General features: G+C 68.8%; 20 protein-coding genes. 4 read left to right on the top strand and 16 right to left on the bottom strand.

From position 1 onward, the window contains the following. Positions 1-5: 5 nt before the first annotated feature. Both LGN19_RS36680 and LGN19_RS36675 read right to left on the bottom strand, forming a co-directional pair. Positions 6-533: a chromate transporter gene (locus LGN19_RS36680; protein WP_122946447.1), complete on the bottom strand. Its 528-nt coding sequence runs from the start codon at positions 531-533 to the stop codon at positions 6-8. After that, on the bottom strand, positions 530-1,177 hold the full coding sequence (locus tag LGN19_RS36675; protein ID WP_226219940.1) for a chromate transporter: 648 nt from the start codon (positions 1,175-1,177) through the stop codon (positions 530-532). The genes LGN19_RS36680 and LGN19_RS36675 overlap by 4 nt, the downstream gene beginning before the upstream one ends. 96 nt (positions 1,178-1,273) lie before the next feature. Here LGN19_RS36675 and LGN19_RS36670 point away from each other — a divergent pair, with 96 nt between their 5' ends. Next, positions 1,274-2,158 carry a transcriptional regulator GcvA gene (locus tag LGN19_RS36670; protein WP_174963238.1) on the top strand — a complete coding sequence of 295 codons (885 nt, stop codon included), beginning with the start codon at positions 1,274-1,276 and terminating at the stop codon, positions 2,156-2,158. 58 nt (positions 2,159-2,216) lie between these two features. Here LGN19_RS36670 and LGN19_RS36665 read toward each other — a convergent pair whose 3' ends face one another. From LGN19_RS36665 to LGN19_RS36605, 13 genes are all read right to left on the bottom strand, one after another. Continuing rightward, the gene (locus tag LGN19_RS36665) at positions 2,217-3,524 is read right to left on the bottom strand and encodes a solute carrier family 23 protein (protein ID WP_175222437.1); all 1,308 of its coding nucleotides are present in this window, start codon (positions 3,522-3,524) and stop codon (positions 2,217-2,219) included. Positions 3,525-3,793: 269 nt separating this feature from the next. Beyond that, complete coding sequence (gene flgL, locus LGN19_RS36660; protein ID WP_122946451.1) at positions 3,794-5,029, bottom strand: flagellar hook-associated protein FlgL; 1,236 nt, start codon at positions 5,027-5,029, stop codon at positions 3,794-3,796. Positions 5,030-5,046: 17 nt separating this feature from the next. Further along, positions 5,047-6,984: a flagellar hook-associated protein FlgK gene (flgK, locus tag LGN19_RS36655; RefSeq protein ID WP_226219939.1), complete on the bottom strand. Its 1,938-nt coding sequence runs from the start codon at positions 6,982-6,984 to the stop codon at positions 5,047-5,049. 195 nt (positions 6,985-7,179) lie between these two features. After that, complete coding sequence (locus LGN19_RS36650) at positions 7,180-7,935, bottom strand: flagellar brake protein (protein ID WP_175017366.1); 756 nt, start codon at positions 7,933-7,935, stop codon at positions 7,180-7,182. A 219-nt stretch (positions 7,936-8,154) separates the two neighbouring features. After that, positions 8,155-9,138, bottom strand: coding sequence for a flagellar assembly peptidoglycan hydrolase FlgJ (gene flgJ, locus LGN19_RS36645; RefSeq protein WP_226219938.1), 984 nt, complete (start codon positions 9,136-9,138; stop codon positions 8,155-8,157). Beyond that, complete coding sequence (locus LGN19_RS36640; protein ID WP_226219937.1) at positions 9,139-10,317, bottom strand: flagellar basal body P-ring protein FlgI; 1,179 nt, start codon at positions 10,315-10,317, stop codon at positions 9,139-9,141. A 5-nt stretch (positions 10,318-10,322) separates the two neighbouring features. After that, positions 10,323-11,015 (bottom strand): flagellar basal body L-ring protein FlgH, encoded by a 693-nt coding sequence (flgH, locus tag LGN19_RS36635; RefSeq protein ID WP_122946455.1) that lies wholly within the window; start codon positions 11,013-11,015, stop codon positions 10,323-10,325. Positions 11,016-11,035: 20 nt separating this feature from the next. Next, positions 11,036-11,824, bottom strand: a complete 789-nt coding sequence (gene flgG / locus LGN19_RS36630; RefSeq protein WP_043184643.1) for a flagellar basal-body rod protein FlgG — start codon at positions 11,822-11,824, stop codon at positions 11,036-11,038. Between the two features lie 34 nt (positions 11,825-11,858). Beyond that, a complete protein-coding gene (flgF, locus tag LGN19_RS36625; protein ID WP_122946456.1) occupies positions 11,859-12,617 on the bottom strand; it encodes a flagellar basal-body rod protein FlgF in 759 nt (252 codons plus the stop codon). Between the two features lie 19 nt (positions 12,618-12,636). Further along, positions 12,637-13,884: a flagellar hook protein FlgE gene (flgE, locus tag LGN19_RS36620; RefSeq protein WP_226219936.1), complete on the bottom strand. Its 1,248-nt coding sequence runs from the start codon at positions 13,882-13,884 to the stop codon at positions 12,637-12,639. A 33-nt stretch (positions 13,885-13,917) separates the two neighbouring features. Beyond that, positions 13,918-14,679, bottom strand: a complete 762-nt coding sequence (locus LGN19_RS36615; protein ID WP_226219935.1) for a flagellar hook assembly protein FlgD — start codon at positions 14,677-14,679, stop codon at positions 13,918-13,920. A 63-nt stretch (positions 14,680-14,742) separates the two neighbouring features. After that, the gene (gene flgC, locus LGN19_RS36610; RefSeq protein WP_021164156.1) at positions 14,743-15,168 is read right to left on the bottom strand and encodes a flagellar basal body rod protein FlgC; all 426 of its coding nucleotides are present in this window, start codon (positions 15,166-15,168) and stop codon (positions 14,743-14,745) included. Between the two features lie 40 nt (positions 15,169-15,208). Beyond that, positions 15,209-15,697 (bottom strand): flagellar basal body rod protein FlgB, encoded by a 489-nt coding sequence (locus tag LGN19_RS36605; RefSeq protein WP_122946459.1) that lies wholly within the window; start codon positions 15,695-15,697, stop codon positions 15,209-15,211. 204 nt (positions 15,698-15,901) lie between these two features. Here LGN19_RS36605 and flgA point away from each other — a divergent pair, with 204 nt between their 5' ends. From flgA to LGN19_RS36590, 3 genes are all read left to right on the top strand, one after another. Beyond that, positions 15,902-17,161, top strand: coding sequence for a flagellar basal body P-ring formation chaperone FlgA (gene flgA, locus LGN19_RS36600; protein ID WP_226219934.1), 1,260 nt, complete (start codon positions 15,902-15,904; stop codon positions 17,159-17,161). Positions 17,162-17,279: 118 nt separating this feature from the next. Further along, positions 17,280-17,609 (top strand): flagellar biosynthesis anti-sigma factor FlgM, encoded by a 330-nt coding sequence (gene flgM / locus LGN19_RS36595; protein ID WP_122946460.1) that lies wholly within the window; start codon positions 17,280-17,282, stop codon positions 17,607-17,609. A gap of 70 nt (positions 17,610-17,679) precedes the next feature. Beyond that, complete coding sequence (locus LGN19_RS36590; protein WP_226219933.1) at positions 17,680-18,120, top strand: flagella synthesis protein FlgN; 441 nt, start codon at positions 17,680-17,682, stop codon at positions 18,118-18,120. Between the two features lie 49 nt (positions 18,121-18,169). Here the strand turns inward: LGN19_RS36590 and LGN19_RS36585 are convergent, their stop codons facing one another. Next, positions 18,170-20,020: a M24 family metallopeptidase gene (locus LGN19_RS36585; protein WP_226219932.1), complete on the bottom strand. Its 1,851-nt coding sequence runs from the start codon at positions 20,018-20,020 to the stop codon at positions 18,170-18,172. Positions 20,021-20,333: the final 313 nt, after the last annotated feature.

Genomic DNA, 20,333 nt, shown 5'->3' with positions numbered 1-20,333 from the left:
ACCGCTCACTGCCCGATGCCCGTGAGCCCGATCAGCGCGCCGCCCGCGAGCAGCCACAGCGGATGGATGCGCGTGCGCCACGCGAGCACCGCACACGCGGCCGTGATGCCCCACTGGATCGCCGTGCGGTTCGACGCCTCGGAGATCAGCACCGCGCTCGCCGCGACCAGCCCGGCCGTGACGGGCATCATCCCCTGCTGCACGTAGCGGCGCCACGGCCGGTCGCGAAAGCGCTCCCACGCATGCAGCGCGAGCACGGTGACGATCGACGACGGCCCGAACTTCGCGAGCGACGCGACCAGCAACCCGCTCCAGCCGGCCACGTGCCAGCCGACCAGCGACACGATCATCATGTTCGGCCCGGGCGCCGCCTGGGCCAGCGCGAACAGCGCGGTGAACTCGTGCGCGCTCATCCAGTGATGGACATCGACGACCTCCCGCTGCATCTCCGGCAGGATCGTGTTGCCGCCGCCGAACGCGAGCAGCGACAACTGGCTGAAGATCGTCGCGATGGCGATCAGCGTGTCGTTCATGGCCGGCCCCCTCGCTGCGTGTCGCGCGCCGCGGCCGGGGCCGGCTGCGGCGTATCCGCGTCGCGGCGCCGCGACGCGAGCCAGATGCTGACCGGCGTCAGCACGAGCATCGCGGTCAGCAGCGGGATGCGCAGCACCGCGATCGCGACGAACGCGAGCGCCGCGATGCCGGCTGCCGCGCGGGCATGCCGCAGCGGCTTCGCGACCTTCACGGCCATCGCGACGAGCAGCCCGGCCGCCGCCGCGGCGAGCCCCGCGAACAGGTGCTGCACGCGCGGATCGTTCTGCGTCTTCGCGTACAGCACGCCGAGCGCGACGACGACGAGCGTCGGGCCCGCAATCAGCCCGAGAATGCCGGCGAACGCGCCGGCGACGCCGCGAAAGCGCATGCCGACGGCCACCGACAGGTTGATCACGTTGCCGCCCGGCAGGAACTGGCACAGCCCGAGCAGATCGGTGAATTCGTCGGCGGAGAGCCATTTGCGCTCGTCGACGATGGTGCGGCGCGCGAACGGCAGCGCGCCGCCGAACGACATGAGGCCAAGCGACAGGAAGCCGGTGAACAGCTCGGCGAGGCCGACGCGGCGCGCGGCAGGTGGCGGGGAGGCCGGCGGCGGGGAAGCAGGCGGAAAAGCGGATTGCATGGGGCTCCTCACGAAATGGTGAACCGAGGTTACCGCCGTTCCAGATGCCGGCAAAACGATTTTATCGGAGCGTCCTTGTGATCTAGAATCACAAGCATGGCACGCGATCTCCCACCCTTTTCCGCGCTTCGGGCCTTTGAAGCCGCGGCACGACACGAAAGCTTCAGCGCCGCCGGCGACGAGCTGCATGTGACTCACGGTGCCATCAGCCGGCAGATCGCCGGGTTCGAGGCGTGGCTCGGCAAGCCGGTGTTCCACCGCTACGGCAAGCGCGTGAAGCTCACCGACGAGGGCCGCCGCTACCTGGACACCGTGCGCGCCGCGTTCGACAGCATCGCGCTCGCGACCGAGCAGTTGCGCAACACGGGCGCCGCGCGCGTGCTGCGCATCAACGCGCTGCCGACCTTCGCGATGAAATGGCTGCTGCCGCGCCTGTCGCGGTTCCAGCGCGACGTGCCGAACGTGGAGCTGAAGCTGTCGACGTCGAACGCGCCACTCGACACGCTCGACGGTTTCGACGTCGCGATCCGCCGTGGCCCCGGCCACTGGCCGAACTGCACGAGCGGCCACTTCCTCGACGAAAGCGTGATTCCGGTCTGCAGCCCCGCGCTGCTCAGGCGCGCGCCGATCGCCCGCGCGGACGATCTCGCGCGCCACGTGCTGCTGCATTCGGATACGCGGCCGGAGGGCTGGCGCGACTGGTTCGCGGCGGCCGGCGTGGCGATGAAGGGGCGCAAGCGACAGTCGTTCGACCACTTCTACCTGGCGCTGCAGGCAGCCGTCGACGGGCTCGGCGTCGCGCTCGGCCCGCTGCCGCTGATCGACGACGAACTGGCGAGCGGCCGGCTGGTGATGCCGCTGGAGGGGCCGCGCATCGCGACGCGCAGCTACTGGTGGATCGCGCCGCGCGCGCCGGCGGACGATCCGCTGGTCGCGCAGTTCTGCGCGTGGCTGCAGACGCAGTCGAACGTCGGCGCGTAGCGCAGCGACGTTCGACGCAGACGATGATGCGGGCGGCAGGACGCCGCCCGCCGAAACCTCAGACCACCGGGCCCGGTTCCTTTTCCTTGCGCAGGATCGCGTACAGGATGATCGCGCCGAACGTCGCGGTGCCGATCCCGCCGAGCCCGAAGCCGCCGATCTTCAGCGAGAAGTCGCCGGCGCCGAGCACCAGCGTGACGGCCGCGACGATCAGGTTGCGGTTGTCGGAGAAGTCGACCTTGTTGACGACCCAGATCCGCGCGCCCGTCACCGCGATCAGCCCGAACACGACGATCGACACGCCGCCGAGCACCGGGCCCGGAATCGTCTGGATCACCGCGCCGAACTTCGGCGAGAAACCGAGCCCGATGGCGATCACCGCGGCCACCGCGAACACGAGCGTCGAGTAGATCCGCGTGACGGCCATCACGCCGATGTTCTCCGCGTAAGTCGTCACGCCCGTGCCGCCGACGCTGCCCGACACGATCGTCGCGAGGCCGTCGCCGATGAACGCGCGGCCCACGTAGCGATCGAGGTTGGTGCCCGTCATCGCGCTGACGGCCTTGATGTGGCCGAGGTTTTCCGCGACCAGGATCACCGCGATCGGCGCGAGCATCAGCATCGCGTGCGGATCGAACACCGGCGCCCGGAAGCTCGGCACGCCGAACCATGCGGCATGCGCGACGATCGAGAAATCGATCGGCTTGCCGAGGCCCATCCCGTTGGTCGCGACCGCGTAGATCGCGTACGCGATCACGAGCCCGACGAGGATCAGCAGGCGCTGCATCATCCCGCGCGCGAACACCGCGACGCCGCCGACGGACAGCACCGTGACGAGCGCCATCACCGAGTCGAAGGTCGACGCCGAGACGCCCTTGACCGCGATCGGCGCGAGGTTCAGCCCGATCACCGCGACCACCGCGCCGGTGACGACGGGCGGCATCAGCGCCTCGATCCAGCGCGTGCCGATCGCCTGCACCAGCGCGCCGAGCGCCATGTACACGACGCCGCACGCGATGATCCCACCGAGCGCGACCGGGATGTTCGGGTTCGGGCCGCTGCCGCCGTAGCCCGTCACCGCGATCACCAGGCCGATGAACGCGAAGCTCGAGCCGAGGTAGCTCGGCACGCGGCCGCCCACCAGCACGAAGAACAGCAGCGTGCCGATGCCCGACATGAAGATGCACAGGTTCGGGTCGAAGCCCATCAGCAGCGGCGCGAGCACCGTCGAGCCGAACATCGCGACGACGTGCTGCACGCCCATCGCGATCATCTGCGGCCACGCGAGGCGCTCGTCGGGGCCGACCACGCGCGATGCCGCGCCGGTCGATTGCACCCGCCAGCGCGGGAAGTAGGAATCGGACATGGGGAAAAGGAGCTCCTGTCGGTCGGTCGCCGGCTGCGGAGGATGCGCCGGTCTGGAATCTGGCGCGAGTTTACGGAGCGGAAATGGGGCTGGCAAGCGCACTGATGCGCAGGCCGGCGAGCGCAAGGCACGGCTGGCCGTGCGTGCGAAACGGGGCACGAACGTGCGGCCCGGTGGAGCGCCCGTCCGCGCGTGAAGGTGCGCGGGCGGCGGTCCACGCCGGCACGCGACGCAAGCGTGCGCTCACATCGCGGCCGGCGCGTCGTGCATCAGGGATTGATGTACTGGAACAGCGACAGGTTCTGCAACTGCGCGTAGGCCTTCTGCGAGCCCGTCAGCGCGTTCTGCATCTGCAGGAACTGGCTGATCGTCGACACCATGTTGGTGCTCGTCAGGTCGGACAGGTTGCTGGTGATCTGCAGCGTGTTGGTCTGGTTCACCGCCTGCATCGCCTTGATTTCCTGCTCGCGGCCGCCGACCGACGCCTGCACGGTGAGGACGTTCGTCATCATGTTGTTCAGCTTGGTCGTGCCGGTGGTCATCGTGTTCGCGAGTGCGGTCGCGGCAGCCGTGTTGCTGCTGACCGGCGTCTTCAGCGCGGTGATCATCGAGTCGAGCGCCGCGAACACGTCGGTGCCGGCCTGCGGCGCGGGCGTGACCGTGAACGTGTCGCCCGGCGCAGGCGTGCCCGACACGGGCACCGACAGGCCGTTGCCGAGCGGGATGGCCGAATCGGCCGAATACGGCTGCGCGGCGCCCGGGGTCGGCGGCACGACGGAGTTGTCGGTGACCGTATAGGTCGGCGCGGCGGCCGTGCCGCCAAACGTGATCGTGAACTGGTGCGTGTTGGTCACGGCCGACGGGCTCGTGATCGACACCGCGCCGATCGTACCCGTGCCCGTATTGTTCGCACCGGCGAGCGGCACCGGCTGGCTGCCGAGCATCGGCACCGACAGGAACACGCTGGAACCGCTGTCGCCCTGCGAGATCGCGCGCGTGTCGGCGATCTGCACCTGCCGCGAACCCGTGTCGCCGCTGTAGGTCACGCCGCCGCCCGGCGCGTTCGCGAACGGCGCCGTGGTCGACTGGAAGCCCGCGAACAGGTAGTTGCCCGCGCCGTCCGTCGAGTTCGCGAGCGTCAGCAACTGGTCGCGATAGCCCTGCAACTGGGTCGACAGCGCCGCCCGGTCGCTGTCGGCCAGCGAGCCGTCGCCGGCGTGTATCACGACCGAGTGAATGGTGTTCAGCAGGTCGTTGACGCTGAAGAGCGTCTGGTCTTCCTTCTGCAGCGACGACAGCGCGACGTTCTGGTTCGACGAATACTGCGACAGCGTCGCCGACGTCATCGACAGCTGCACCGCCTGCGCGGCGCCCAGCGGGTTGTCGGCCGGCGTCGACAGGCTCACGCCGCTCGAGATCTGCTGGTAGAGCTGCGACAGCTGCGCCTGCTGGTCGCTCATCTGCGCGACGTTCATCTGGTAGAACTGGGTGGTGGAAATCCGCATCGCTTCGATCCCCGAAATCAGTTGAACAGGCCGAGCACGGTCTGGAACAGCGTCGCCGCCGTCTGGATCACCTTCGCGTTCGCCTGGTAAAGCTGCTGGTACTGCATCAGGTTGGCCGCTTCCTCGTTCTGGTTCACGCCCGACACCGACTGCTGCGCGGACGTGATCTGGCCGACCAGCGCGGTCTGCGCGGCGCTCGACGACTTTAGCTGGCTCGTCGTGTTGCCGATGCCGTTCACGTAGTTCGCGTACGCGCCCGTCAGCGTGGTCGTGCCGTTGCCGAACGATTTCGCGTTGACGAGCTTCGACAGCGCGAGCGCGTTGCTGCCGTCGTTCGTGCCGCCCGAGTTCGGCGCGACCGTGAACGTGTCGCCGGCCGAGGGCGTGCCCGACACCGCCACCGTGACGCCGGCCGTCAGCGTGATCGGCGAGCCGGCCTGGTACGCCTGCGGCGTGCCCGTGCTCGGCGGCGTGACGGAGTTGTCGGTGACCGTGTAGGTCGGGCTGGCGGTCGTGCCGCCCATCGTGATCGTGTAGTTGTGCGGGTTGGCCGCGGCAGTCGCGCTCGTAACCGACAGCGCACCGATCGTGCCGGTGCCCGTGTTCGTCGTGGCGGCCGCCGGCACGAACGGCGCCGCCGCCGCGATCGCGGAGCCGTTCGACGTCGCGAGGCCGAAGCCGTTCAGCGCGCCGCGCGTCGGCTGCACGGTGAACTTGTCGCCCGGCTGCATCTGCGTGCCGGCCGCGGTCGAGAAATTCAGCCCGCCGAGCGACACCGGCATCGGCCCCTGCTTCTGGTCGACCACCGTGCCGCTCGCGCGATCGGTCAGCGTGTAGTTCTTGCCGTCGTACGACAGCGTGTAGTCGCTCGTGGTCGGCTGCGACGCGTTCGCGAACGACACGGACAGCGCCGCGTTGCCGGTATTGCCCTGGTTCGCGTACGTGATCGGCGTGCCGGTCGTGAACAGGTTGCCGCCCACATTGCCCGACAGGTCGACGCCGAGCGCGTTCTGCGCGTTGACCTGCGCGGCGAAGCTGGTTGCGATCGCGCCAAGCTGGGCTTCGGCCGGGTCGAGCGTCTGGCTGCGGAACGAGAGCAGGCCGCCGAGCGTGCCGCCCGACAGCGAAGCGTCGGACAGGTACTGGTTCGGGCCCTGCGGGTTCGCGCCGGCGATGCCCTGCGACACGACGGTCAGCTCGCTCGGATCGGACGGCGACGTGACGGTCGCGAGCTGGTAGCTCTTGTCCGCGACGACGAGCGGCGTGCCGCCCGCGAGAAACACGCTGTAGCCGTCGCTGTTGCGCGCGACCTGCACGCCCGCGAGGTTCGACAGGTTCGATACCGCGAGGTCGCGCTGGTCCATCAGCTGGTTCGGCGGCTGGCCCTGGCTGCTCGCGGCCGAGATCTGCTGGTTCAGTTGCGCGATCTGCGTGGTGTACGCGTTGATCTGCGTCACGGTGCTCGTCAGCTGCGTGTTCACGCTCTGGCGCAGCGCGTCGTACTGCTGGCCTGCCGCCGTGATCTGGTTCGCGAGCGTCTGCGCATTGCTCATCGCGGTCTGCCGCACCGACGAGTCGGACGCGGTGTTCGCGACGTTCTGCAGCCCGGTGAAGTAGCTCGTGATCGCGGTCGAGATGCCGGCCGTCGGGCTGCCGACGTAGTTGTTCAGCTGCGTGACGAGCGAATACCACGTCGACAGCGCACCGCCCTGCGTCTGCGCGCCGTTCAGCTGGTCGCTCAGGTACTGGCTGTACTGGCGCTGCACGGTGGCGGTGTTTACGCCCTGCGGCAGGTAGCCGCTGCTCGTGTACTGGCCGCTCGCCTCGGCATAGACGGGGCGTTCGACCGAGTAGCCCGGCGTCGCCGCGTTGCTGATGTTCTGGCCGGTCGTCGTGAGGCCCCAGAGTGCGGCATTCAGGCCGCTGACGCCGAGGTTCATGAGTGTGTTGGACATGCGCGATCCTGATGAGCCGGCCGCGCTGCGGCCGCCGGGTTGCGTGACTCCCGGTATAACGGCCGCGGATCGAAAAAATTGAGGAAAAAATGCGCGCGCGACGCACGAGCGCGCGTCGCCGCTCGCAACGTCCGGCCGGCGCTGCCGCCAACGCCGCGCGGGCAGCCCCGGGCGGGGCCGGCCGCCGCTTGCGCGTCAGGCTCGCGCGAGCGAGCGGCGCTTCATCTCGAGCTGCGTAATCAGCCGCTGCAGCGTGTTCTCCGCGCTGCCCGGCAGCGACAGGTAGCGAAAGCCGAGCTGGTAGCGCCGCGACCCGTTCGGCATCTGCGTCGAACGCTGCGACACGAGCTGCAGGTCGAGCGACAGCTTGCCGTGGCCGGTCAGCTCGAGCTCGACGTCGGGCAGCTGCGTGCCGACCTCGAGCGCCTCGACGCGTTCGTCGGACGTGCGCAGCCCCACGCCGCCGAGCGACAGGTTATGCACCTCGAACAGGAAACTCTCGCCGTCCGGCAGCTTGCCGCGGCACAGGAACGGATCGACGATCGGCGCGTCGACGCGGAAATATTCGCGGCGCTGGATGCACATCAGCACGTCGGGGAAATCGGCGACGAACGCGGGCAGCCCCTCGTAGCGCGTCTCGCGCGGCGTACCCGTGGAGAATTCGACGCGCACGCCCTCCGGCGCGGCCGCGAACGTGCAGTGCGACGCGCCGAGGATGCCGGCGTTCTGCTCCGACAGCGCACCCCAGTCGAACGTAAACGTCCGCGCGCCGACATCCACCTCGAGCAGGCGCGTGACAAGCTGGCCGCCCGGATACTGGACGGTCAGGAAATCGCCGCGATTGACGAGGTTGCGCAGCTGCACGCCGATTTCCAGCGGATTGCGGCGGGCATAGTCGGGCCCGGAGTGGCCTGCATCCAGGCTGGGGTCCGTCGACGTTTCGATATTCATGGCTAGCCGGTCTTTCTTGTCATGGGCGCCCGGGCAACCGGTGCGCAATAAAACCGGGCCAGAACGGGGGCCCGGTCGCAGGTCTCTCACACTTAGCGGCAGTGCTGACCGAAAGTTTAGATCGAATTGCGGATTTTTTTCGCGCAAACGTTGAAACCGCGCGCGGCGGGCTGCCGGGCGCGGTCCAGAGGGGGCAACGGGCGATCGCCGACTTGTGCGTCAGCCGATCTGCTGCATGATCGAAATCAGCTTCTTCGCGTAGTTCGGGTCGGTCGCGTAGCCGGCCTTCTGCATCCCGTGCGCGAAGCCTTCGACGCTACGGCTCGCGCTCAGCACGCCCGCGTAGCGCGGATTGTTCTTCAGCAGGTTCGCGTAATCGGTCATCGCGTGCTCGTACGAATCATACGCGCGGAATTTCGCGACCACGCGGCGCGGCGTGCCGTTCACGTATTCCGTCGTCAGCGCCGACACCGTGCGGCCGGTCCAGCCCTTGGTCGCCTTGATGCCGAACACGTTGTAGCTCGTCGAGCCGTCGGTTGCGCGGATCTCGCGCTTGCCCCAGCCCGATTCGAGCGCCGCCTGGCCGACGATGAAGCGCGCCGGGATGCCGGTGGTCGCGCTCGCGGCTTGCGCGGGGGCGGCCAGCCGGTCGACGAACGCGTCGGCGTCCTGCACGCCGCTCGCGCCCTTCAGCGGCGGCGTCAGCGCGCTGCCGGCCGAGTAGCCGCGCGTGCCGGCGAGCCCGCCATTGTTCGCCGCGTTCGCATAGGCCTTCGCCATCGCGTTCATCGCGGCGAGGCCGCCTTCGTTGCCGGACGCGCCGAGGCCGGCCGCACCCATCCCGCCCGCGCCGACGTCGGCCGCCGTGTCGCTGCCCGCGCCCGGCCCCGCGTTGCGCAGCAGCTGCTTCATCAGCGCGTCGGCGACGCCGATCCCGCGCGTCGACATCTGCTGGGCGAGCTGCTGGTCGAGCATCGACGTGTACAGCTTCGACGTATGCGAATCGAACAGCCCGCCGTCGGGCGACGCGTCGCGCATGCTCTTGAGCATCATCTGCGTGAACATCGCGTCGAACTGGCCGGCGACCGCCTTCGCGCCGGCCTGCGGCGACTGCTTCGCCTGCGCGCGCAGCGCGTCGAAACCCTGCACGTCGAGCGCAAAGCGCTGCGTGAGGTCGTTCGCGTTCGGGAGAGAGGCTGCCATTTAGATGATCTCCAGGTCGGCGCGCAGCGCGCCGGCGGCCTTCATCGCCTGCAGGATCGACATCAGGTCCGCGGGCGTCGCGCCGAGCGTGTTCAGCGCCTTCACGACGTCGGCGAGATTCGCGCCGGCCGTCACCATCTTCAGCGCGCCGTTGTCCTGCTTCAGCTGGATCTGCGACTGCTGCGCCACCACCGTCTGCCCGTTCGAGAACGGCCCCGGCTGCGACACGACCGGCTGCGTGTTGACGACGACCGACAGGTTGCCGTGCGCGACCGCGCAGCTCTGCAGCGTGACCATCTGGTTCATCACGATCGAGCCGGTGCGCGCGTTCAGGATCACCTTCGCGGCGGCCTTGTCCGGGCTGACATCGAGGTTCTGCAGCCGCGCCATGAACGCGACCTGCTGCGCCGAGTCAGCCGGCGCGGCGAGCTGGATCGTGCGGCCGTCGAGCGCCGTCGCGGTGCCCGGGCCGAAGCTCGAATTGACCGCGGACACGATCCGCTGCGCGGTGCCGTAGTCCATGTCGTTCAGTTGCAGCTGCAGCACGCCGTTCATCTGCGCGATCGCGTTCGGCACCGCGCGTTCGACGATCGCGCCGCCGACGATCCGGCCGGCCGCGAGCTGGTTCACCTGCACGCGGCTGCCGTTCGCGCTGGCGCCAGCGCCGCCGACCGCCATGTTGCCTTGCGAGAGCGCGTAGACCTGGCCATCGGCGCCTTTCAGCGGCGTCAGCAGCAGCGTGCCGCCGCGCAGGCTCTTCGCGTTGCCGAGCGACGACACGGTGACGTCGAGCGCCTCGCCCGGCCGCGCGAACGGCGGCAGCGTGGCGGTCACCATCACGGCCGCGACGTTCTTCAGCTGCATGTTGCTCAGCGACGACGGGCCGCCGTTCGCCGAACCGTTGTTGATCGAGATGCCGAGGTTCGCGAGCATGTTCGCGAGCGTCTGCGTCGTGAACGGCGTCTGCATCGTCTGGTCGCCCGTGCCGTCGAGACCGACGACGAGGCCATAGCCGATCAGCGGGTTGTCGCGCACGCCCTGGATCTGCGCGAGGTCCTTCAGGCGTTCCGCATGCGCGGGCGCCGCGCCGAGCACGCAGGCCACGGCCACGAACGCGACGGCGAGCCGCGCGGCGGCATGCGCGCGGGCCGACATACGGTTGATCAGGGTCTTCTGCATCGTCATCACCACGGCGCGATGTTGAGGAAGAAGCGCTGCAGCCAGCCCATCGTCTCGGCTTCGTTGATGTAGCCCTTCGACGAGTATTCGATCTTCGCGTCGGCGACCTGCGTCGAGTAGACGGAGTTCGCGCCCGAGATCGTGTTCGGGTTCACGACGCCCGAGAAGCGCACGAATTCGTTGCCCTGGTTGATCAGCATCTGCTTCTCGCCGCTGACCACGAGGTTGCCGTTCGGCAGCACGCCGGTGACGGTCACCGTGATCGTGCCGTTGAACGTGTTCGCCGCGCTCGCGCCGCCGGTCGCCGCGAACTTGTTGTTGCCGGTGGCCGACAGGTTCGCCTTCGCGAACAGCCCGCCGAGGAAGCCGGCCGTTGGCACGTTGAAGTCGGTGTTGCCCTGCCGGTTCGTGTTCGCGCCCGACGACTTGGTCGCGTTGATGTTCTCCGCGATCATGATCGTCAGGATGTCGCCGACGTTGCGCGGCCGCTGATCCTCGAAGAGCGGCCGCCCCGCGTAGCCGGGGTTGTAGATCGAGCCGGGCGCCTGCATCGACATCGGCGCCGGCGGCTGCGCCGTCATCGGCTGCTGGATGATCGGATCGCGCGGAATCTGCGCGCAACCGGCGGCGAGCGCCGCCACCGCGACCGCGCATGCGGCGCGGACGGTGGCTGACGGGAGGAGGCGAACCTGCTTCATGGCGACGACGGGTGTTCCGGTTAGCTCTTCATCTGCGTGACGGTCTGCAGCATCTGGTCGGACGTCGTCACGGCCTTGCTGTTGATCTCGTAGGCACGCTGCGTCTGGATCATGTTGACGAGCTCCTGCACGACGTTCACGTTCGACGCTTCGACATAGTTCTGGTTGAGCGTGCCCGCGCCGTTCAGGCCCGGCTGCGACACGTTCGGCGCACCCGACGAGGTGGTCTCGGAGAACAGGTTCTCGCCGCGTGCCTCGAGGCCGGCCGGGTTGATGAAGGTCGCGATCTGCAGCGAGCCGATCTGCACCGAGTTGGTCGAGCCCGCCTGCGTGATCGTCACGACGCCGTCCTTGCCGATCGTCAGCGAGTTCGCGTTCTGCGGGATCGTGATCGCCGGCAGGATCTGGTAGCCGCTCGACGTGACGAGCTGGCCCTGCGCGTTGGTCTGGAACGAGCCGTCGCGCGTGTACGCGTTCGTGCCGTCCGGCATCAGCACCTGGAAGAAGCCCGCGCCGTTGATCGCGACGTCCTTCGAGTTGCCGGTCTGCGTGAGGCCGCCCTGCGTGTACAGGCGCTCGGTCGCGACCTGCTGCACGCCGGTGCCGAGTTGCAGGCCCGACGGCAGCTCGGTCTGCTGCGTCGAGTTCGCGCCGGGCTGGCGGATGGTCTGGTACAGCAGATCCTCGAACACCGCGCGCGACGCCTTGAAGCCGTTCGTGCTGGTGTTCGCGAGGTTGTTCGAAATCACGTCCATCTGCGCCTGCTGCGCATTCATGCCGGTGGCGGCGATGTAGAGCGAACGGTTCACTTGTAAGGTCTCCTGCGTGGGCTGGCGCGGGCGCTCAGCTGAAATTGAGCAGCTGGTTCGCCGACTGCTCGTTCTGGTCGGCCGTCTGGATCAGCTTCGACTGAAGCTGGAACGCGCGCGCGTTGTCGATCATCGCGACCATCGCGGTCACCGGGTTGACGTTGCTGCCTTCGAGCGAATTCGGCGCGACGACCACGTTCGGGTCGGCGTCGGCCGGATTGCCGTCGGCGGTGCGGAACAGCCCGTCGTTGCCGCGCGCGAGCGTGGCCGGATCGGGATTGACCAGCTTCATCTGGTCGACGATCGCGACCGCCGTCGGCGGGTCGCCCGGCATCAGCGCGGAAATCGTGCCGTCCTTGCCGATCGTCACTTCCGCGTTCGGCGGCACCGAGATCGGGCCGCCGTTGCCGACCACCGGCAGGTTGCTCGCGTTGACGAGCTGGCCGTTCTCGTCGACGTGCAGGTTGCCGGCGCGCGTGTACGCCTCGCTGCCGTCGGCCGCCTGCACCGCCAGCCAGCCCGCGCCCTGCACGGCGACGTCGAGCGGGTTGCCGGTGCGCGTGATCGGACCCGGCGCGTAATCGGCGCCGGGCGTCGACGCGAGCACGTAGGTGCGCGTCGTCGTCGGGTCGACCGTACTGCCGTCGCCGAAATTCATCGGCACCGCGCGATACGTCGCGAGCTGCGCGCGAAAACCCGTCGTCGACGCGTTCGCGAGGTTGTTCGCGACGATCGCCTGCTGGTCGAGCGACTGCGACGCACCCGTCATCGCCGTGTAGATCAGTCGGTCCATGGCTGCCCGTTATCCGCGCTTACAGGTTGATGAGCGTCTGGTCGACGGTCTGCTGCGTCTTGATCGTCTGCGCGTTCGCCTGGTAGTTGCGCTGCGCGGTGATCAGATTGACGAGCTGCGACGTGAGGTCGACGTTCGAGTTCTCGAGCGCGCTGCCCTGCAGCGTGCCGTGGTTCGTGCTGCCCGGCGCCGAGATCTGCGGCACGCCCGATGCGGCGGATTCCGCATACTGGTTGCCGCCGAGGTTCACCAGCCCGTTCGGGTTGTTGAAGTTCGCGAGCGCGATCTGGCCGAGCACGGCGGTCTGGCCGTTCGAGTAGTTGCCGGTCAGCTTGCCGTCGGTGCCGATCGTGTAGGTCGTCAGCGTGCCGCTCGCGTAGCCGTCCTGCGCGAGGTTGTTCACGCCGTCCTTGCCGCCGTACTGCGTCGTGCCGGTCAGGTCGAGCGTGAGGCTCTGCGGCGTCGCCGAGCCGTCGGTGTTCGGCACCGTGAACTGGAACTGGCCGAGCGACGTGGTCGGCGCGGCCGGCGTGCCCGTCGTCGTGCTCTTGATCGCGCCCGACGAGTCGAACGTGACCGTGCCGAGATCGTTCGTGCCGCCGCCCTGGACGACCGCGTACGCTTCCCAGACGCCGGACGCCGCCGGCGACTTCACGAAGTACATGTTGACCGGTTGCGAGCCGCCGAGCGAGTCGTACACCTGGATCGACGTCGAGTAGTTGTACGTCGTGTTGTCGGTCGGGTCGAACGGCGTCTTGGCCGGCACCGCGTCCTGCGAGTTCAGGTTGAACTGGGCGGTAATCTTGGTCGTCGCGGTCGGCGCGATGTTGGTCGTCGGCGCCTGCAGCGGCACGGTCTGCGCGGTGTTGATCACGCCGTTCTTGTCGGCCATGTAACCCATCAGGTTCATGCCCTGCGCGTTGATGATGTAGCCGTTCTTGTCGCGCTGGAACGTGCCGTCACGCGAGTACGTCTTCACGCCGTTGTTCGACATCTGGAAGAAGCCGTTGCCGTTGATTGCGACGTCGAGCGACGAGTTCGTCGTGTTGATCGTGCCCTGGCCGAACTGCTGCTCCACCGAGTTCAGCGCCGTGCCGATGCCGATCTGCGAGTTGACCGACGTCGCGACCGAGTTCGCGTACATGTCGGAGAACTGCGCGGTGCTCGACTTGAAGCCGACCGTGTTCGCGTTCGCGATGTTGTTGCCGATCACGTCGAGCGCGTTCGATGCACCCGAGAGGCCGCTCAGACCCTGTTGATAACCCATTTCGGTCTCCGTTTCGAGATTGCTCGATCAGTATCAGTTGGAGGTGGTGCCGCCGGACGACGACGACGACGACGCGGACGACGTGGTGTTCGGGAAGATCGACGCGACCTGGGTCAGCCCCACCGTCGTGCCGTTCGACAGCACGAGCCCCGCCGTACCGTCCGCCTGCTTGATCACGCTCTGCACCGTCGACGCCGCGAGCGTCGTGGCCGGCTGCGGCGTGCCGTTGGCGTCGGTGTACGACGCGCTGACCGTGTACTTGCCGTCCGGCAGCGCGTTGCCCGCCGTATCGGTCGGCGTCCAGTTGAACGGTACGGTGCCGGCCGACTGCGCGCCCGCGTTGATCGTGTTCACCACGGTGCCCGCCGCGTTCTTCACGGTGATCGTCAGGTTCGACACCGAGCTCGACAGCGACACGCCGAACGGCGACGCCGCGCCGCTCTTCACCGCGACCGCGTTGCCCGGCGCGAGCACGTTGGTGCCGATCAGCAGCGCGGCCTGCGTCTGCTGGCCGGCCGTGAGCTGCGTCGACAGCGACGAGAGCGACGTGTTCAGCTGCGCGATGCCGCTCACCGTGTTGATCTGCGCGAGCTGCGACGTCATCTGCGAGCTGTCGACCGGGCTGGTCGGATCCTGGTTCTGCAGCTGCGTGACGAGCAGCTTCAGGAACGTCGCCTGCAGGTCGCTCGCCGACGTGCCGTTGGTCGACGACACGTTGTTGGTGTTCATCGTGTCGGTCGGCAGGTTCGACACGTTGGTGCCGTTGCCGCCGATCGTCGTGCTGGAGGAAGTCATCCTGGGTAGCCTTCTGTCGGAACTGTCGAGTCTTCGAGTCTGTAAGGTCGGTCGGCGCGCGGCTTACGAGCCGATCGTCAGCGTCTTGAGCATCAGCGTCTTCGCGGTGTTCAGCGTCTCGACGTTGGCCTGGTACGAGCGCGACGCCGAGATCATGTTCACCATCTCCTGCACCGGATCGACGTTCGGCATCTGCACGTAGCCGTTCGCGTCGGCGGCCGGGTTCGACGGGTCGTAGGTCGACTTCATCGGCGACGGGTCGTCCATCACCTTCGTCACGCGCACGCCGCCCACGCCCTGGCCGGACGCGGTGCGCGCGCCGCCGATCGGGTCGGTCGCGAACACGACCTGCTTGGCCTTGTACGGCTTGCCGTCGGGGCCGGTCGCGCTGTCGGCGTTCGCGAGGTTCGACGCGGTGACGTTCAGGCGCTGCGACTGCGCGGACAGCGCCGAGCCGGCGACGCCGAAGATGTTCATCAACGAGGGCATGGAAGCTCCTTTTGCTCGGATTCGGGGGCGGTGCGCGCCGTCACTGGTTCGTCGTGATCGCGGCGATCATCGCCTTGATCTGCTGGGTCATCACGGTCATCCCGGTCTGGTAGTGCAGCGCGTTGTTCGCGAACTGCACGCGCTCGACATCGAGATCGACCGTGTTGCCGTCGAGCGACGGCTGCAGCGGCATCCGGTACTGCGCGCGACCGTAGTCGTCCGACGGGCCGCCCGTCGGGATCAGCTTCGCGGTGCCGGCCATGTGGCCCGCCGCCGTCGACACCATCGACATGCCGCTCGTCACGCCGGCCGGCTGCGCCATCGGCAGTTGCGCGGCGTTGCTCGGCGCAACGCCGCCGCCCGTCTGCTTCAGCGAGCGCGCGAGCGTCGACGCGAAATCGACGTCGCGGGCCTGGTAGCCGGGCGTGTCGGAGTTCGCGATGTTCGACGACAGCAGTTCCTGCCGGTAGGCGCGCACGTCCAGCGCCTGTCGGCCGAACGCGAATTCCGCATCGAGTTTGTCCAGCATGTGTGCGTCTCTCCGTATGAAGCGCTGCACGCCCCTCGCGCCGGATGGCGACTCGAGAGGCTTTTTTCCATGACAGCGATGGTAGGCGCCGGACGCAACCGGCAATCGGGCGAATAACGCGGCAAAGGCCCCCTCTATTCATCGTTTGCGCGACGGCCCCGCTCCCTAGAATGCGAAGCGGAGCAACGAATCGGGGATATGGCGATGACTGGCAGCGCACTTCGCGGAAGGCACGGGCGGCTCACGCACGTCCGGCGTGCGTTTGCGCTCGCCGCGGCGCTGTGGATCGCCGCCCCGGCCGCGCACGCGGACGACGGGATGATCGTGATTCCAGGGCGCGGCGAGACGGCCGAAACCGCGCTCGCGCACGCCAATGCGGCGAGCGGCGGGCAGTTCGGCGGGAATGCGGCGATGGCGCCGGGTTCGGGTCCGGCGCCGGACGCGGGTCGCACCGCGAGCGGCACCAGCGCCGCCGCTGCCGCCGGCACGGCCGGCACCGGCTACGCGCCGCAACCGGCCGGCACGATGGTCGTGACGACCGTCCCGCCGCCGGCTCCCGCGCCGGCCCCGGCGCCTCGCCCCGCCTACGCAGCCACCCGCGCGAACGCCGGATACGGCGCGCCGCGCGCGGTCGATCCGAACGCGATCGCGACGGTCGTCGCCGGCACGGCCGAGCCCGCGTCGAATCCCGGCCGGCCGGCCCCGCAGCCGGCCATCGCCGCGCGCATGGCGGCGGCCCGCGCCGCGTCGGCCGCGCCGGCGCCGCGCGCGACACCGGTTTCCGCCATCCCGGCCCCGGCGGCCAATGCAGCCAACCCGGCCCAGCCCGTGACGCCGCCCGGCCAGCAGGATCCCGAGTCGATCCGGCGCGCGGCCCTCGCGTTCCTGCAGCAGCAGATCGCCGGCCTGCCCGGCAAGACCACCGTGACGGTCACGACCGCGTTTCCGCGCGGGCTTGCCGCGTGCACGACGCTCGAGCCGTTCCTGCCGACCGGCGCGCGCCTGTGGGGCCGCACGACGGTCGGCGTGCGCTGCGCGGGCGAGCGGCCGTGGACCGTCTACCTGCAGGCGAAAGTCGCGGTGCAGGCCACCTATTACGTCGCCGCGCGCCAGATCGCGCCCGGCGAGCCGCTCTCCGCGGCCGACCTGATCGCCCGCGACGGCGACCTGACGGTGCTGCCGCTCGCGGTGATCACCGATCCGGCGCAGGCGATCGGCACGACCGCGCTCGCGCGCATCTCGGCCGGGCTGCCGCTGCGGCAGGACCTGCTGAAGAGCGCGGCGTCGGTGTCGGCCGGCCAGACGGTGCGGGTCGTCGCGGCCGGGCCCGGTTTCACGATTTCGGCCGAGGGCAGCGCGCTGGCGAACGCGGCGCCGGGCCAGTCGGTACGGGTGCGGATGGCGGCGGGCCAGATCGTCACGGCGATCGTCAAGGACGCCGGCACCGTGGAAATTCCGCTATAGGGACGGATCTCGCCGCAAGAATGTAAAGAATTGTTTATTCGGAGCATTTCGGGCTCGCGATGCTAAAGTTCGGGCCGACCCGGCCGTTATCTGGGTCAAACCGAACAGGAAACCCATCGTGAAGATCGATTCCACTCCGAACCCGAGCCCCGTGACGCCGACCGGCAACGGCGCGACCCGTGCGCAATCCGGCGCGGCCTCGTCTTCGTCCGCGCAGGCGGCCGACGCAGGATCGACTGGCGGCGACACGACCGTGAACCTGTCGGGTCTGTCCGGCCAGTTGCGTTCGGTATCCGCGTCCGGCAACGCCGATATCGACACGGGCCTGGTCCAGTCGATCAAGGACGCGCTGAACAACGGCACGCTGACGATCGACGCGAACAAGATCGCCGACGGCGTATTGAACACCGCCCGCGAGCTGCTGCAGCAGCAGCGCCCGGGCAGCTGAAGCCGGCCTCGCGAGGCCGGTCCCCCCGGTTTGCCGGCGCCACTCGCGCCGGCGCGACGAGCATGACGCGATGAGAGAAGAGCTGCTGGCCACGGTCAACGACGAACACGCGACGGTCGAGGCGTTCGCGTCGCTGCTCGCCTACGAGGAAAAGGCGCTGACGACGGCCGAGCCGTTCGAGATGCTGCCCGGGATCGTCGAAAAGAAAAGCGCGCTGATCGACCGGCTCGCGCAGCTCGAACGCACGCGCGACACGCAGCTTTCCGCACTCGGCTTTCCGTCCGGCAAGAAAGGGATGGATCAGGCCGCCGAACGCGATGCCCGCCTCGCCGGCCGCTGGCAGTTGCTGCAGCAGTCCGCCGAACGCGCGCGCCAGGCCAATGCGAACAACGGGATGCTGATCCGGATCCGGATGGACTACAACGAGCGCGCGCTCGCGGTACTGCGCTCGGCCCCCGCGCCGGCCGGCGTCTACGGCCCCGACGGGCGCGTATCGGTACTCACGCGCTGACCTCGCGCCGCGCGACCGCCCGGCGGCCGCGCCCCTGCCTGCTTCCCCGTTACAACAGCGGACACGCGGTGACCTGCGTGCCGCGCTCCACGCACAGCCGCTCGTAGTCGCGCAGGTACGCGCGCTCGCCGTCGTCCAGCAGGTCGAGATCGATCAGGTCCCAGTCGTAGCCGACCGTCACGATGTTCTCGAACGTCACGGTATCCGGCTGCGCGTCGTCCTGGCGGATGATCACGATGTTCTCGATCCGCACGCCGCCCTTGCCCTGCACGTAGATGCCCGGCTCGACCGAAATCACCGCATTCGGCACGAGCCCGTACTTCGCCCCCGGCGCGAACCGCACGCCGCCCTCGTGCACGTGAATCCCGACACCATGCCCGGTGCCGTGGCCGAAATCGTGGCCGTGGTCGCGGCACACCTGCCGCACGAGCGCATCGACGTCGCCGCCCTTTGCCGTGCTCGGGAAGCGCGTGACGAGCCCCTTGATGCAGGCCTTCAACGCGACCGTGTAGATCTCCCGCTGCCACGGCTGCGCGACCGTATCCGGGCGGGTCCGGCGCAGCACCACGCGCGTGCAGTCCGTCGCGAAGCCGGCTTCGTAATAGGCGCCGCTGTCGAGCAGCACGAGTTCGCCTTCCGTCAGCTCGACGTCGGCGCTCGCCGCCGTGTAGTGTGCGAACGCGCTGTTCGCGCCGTTCGCCGCGATCGACGGAAACGTCAGCGCCACCGCCGAACGCGCGCCGTACGCGTCGTTGATCGCGCGCGCCAGGTCGTATTCGGTATGGCGTGCGCCCGGCTCGCCGGCCTTTGCCCAGCGCATCGTTTCGGCGATCGCCGCGGAACTGCGTGCGAACGCGTCGCGGAACCGGTCGAGCACGGCCGGCGTCTTGCCGGCCCGGATCGCTTCGACCGGGTTGAAGTCGGCATGCCGCGCCTGCGGCCATACCCGCTTCACCGCGTCGACAAGCGCGCAGTTCACCGATTCGAAGCCGTAGCACACGTGATCGACCGCGAACCGAGCAAGAAAGCGCTCGAGCGCCGCGACATCGCGCCGGATCACCTGCAGCGCCGGATACGACTCGAGCGTGACCTCGCAGCGGTCGCAGCCTTCCGGCAGGAACAGCGCCACCTGCCCGCCGACCGCGAACAGGAAGCCGAGGTGCGACGACGCATTCGGGATGTGATAGCCACGGCTGTTCAGCAGATACGCGAGGTCGTCCGACGCGCAGGTGAAGAATGCGGTTTTGCCGTCCGGCGCGCCGGTATACGCGGCGAGCTGGCGGTTCAGCGCGTCGAGGTTCTGCGCGACGCTCAGGCCGGTCATCGATTCAGGCACCTCGAAGATCGGCCGCTCGACGACCCAGCCCGGCAACGCAATCGCGCGGTCGATCTCGCGCTCGGCGAGGCTCGTCCAGTCGAGCGACGCGGCCTGCGTCTGTTCGAACAGACGATCGCGCTGCGCGACGCTGACCCGCAGCGCGTCGTAACCGACCCGCGCGAGCCGGCTCCCGTGCGCGACCAGCCAGTCGGCCATCGCCTGCCAGATCGTCACGTTCATCCCGAGCTTCTCGATGCGCACGCGCGCCGGATCGCACTGCTGCTCGGCCTGCAGGTGATAGCGGCCGTCGACGAACAGCACGAACGGGGGCAGATCGAGCGCCTGCGCGGTCGCCGCGCTCAGGAAGATCCCGCAGCCGGCCGAGCCGTCGAAACCCGACACCGCGTAGCGCGGGTTGTTGGCGAGCGGCAGGTACTCGGTCACGTATTCGTCCTGCGACGTGACCAGCACCGCGTCGAGCCGCGCGGCGTCGAGCAGGCGCGACAGGCCCGCCTGCGTGTCAGCGACGGACGCGTTGTACGGGGGAAGGCCGGAGAAGCTGTATTTCAGTCGATCGATCATCGGAAGCCCGTTTTGCATGATTGTCGGCGGCCGGCGGTGACGCGGCGGGGAGCAAGCCCGAGGCAGGCCTGACACTGCACGGCGCCGCTGCACGGTCGGCGCTCGACCCCGCATGGCACCGGGCCGCCGCTCCGTTCCGGCGGCAGGCCCTTGAAAAATTTTCGTCCCACTTAACTTTTTTTGATGCGCGCGACAGAATCTAGAGCACGCTGAAATTGAGGTCAAGCCAAAATTTTCGTAGGGCTAAAATCGGCGTGACGCCTGCGCATCGCGGCACAACCCGAATTCGCCCGGCGACGCTGCGCGGTACAAT

Origin of the sequence: Burkholderia sp. AU30198, from assembly GCF_020419825.1 — a bacterium.
In the GTDB taxonomy this organism is placed as follows: Bacteria; Pseudomonadota; Gammaproteobacteria; order Burkholderiales; family Burkholderiaceae; genus Burkholderia.
The sequence above is the reverse complement of the archived record's forward strand: the minus strand, read 5'-3'. Positions and strand labels throughout refer to the sequence as shown.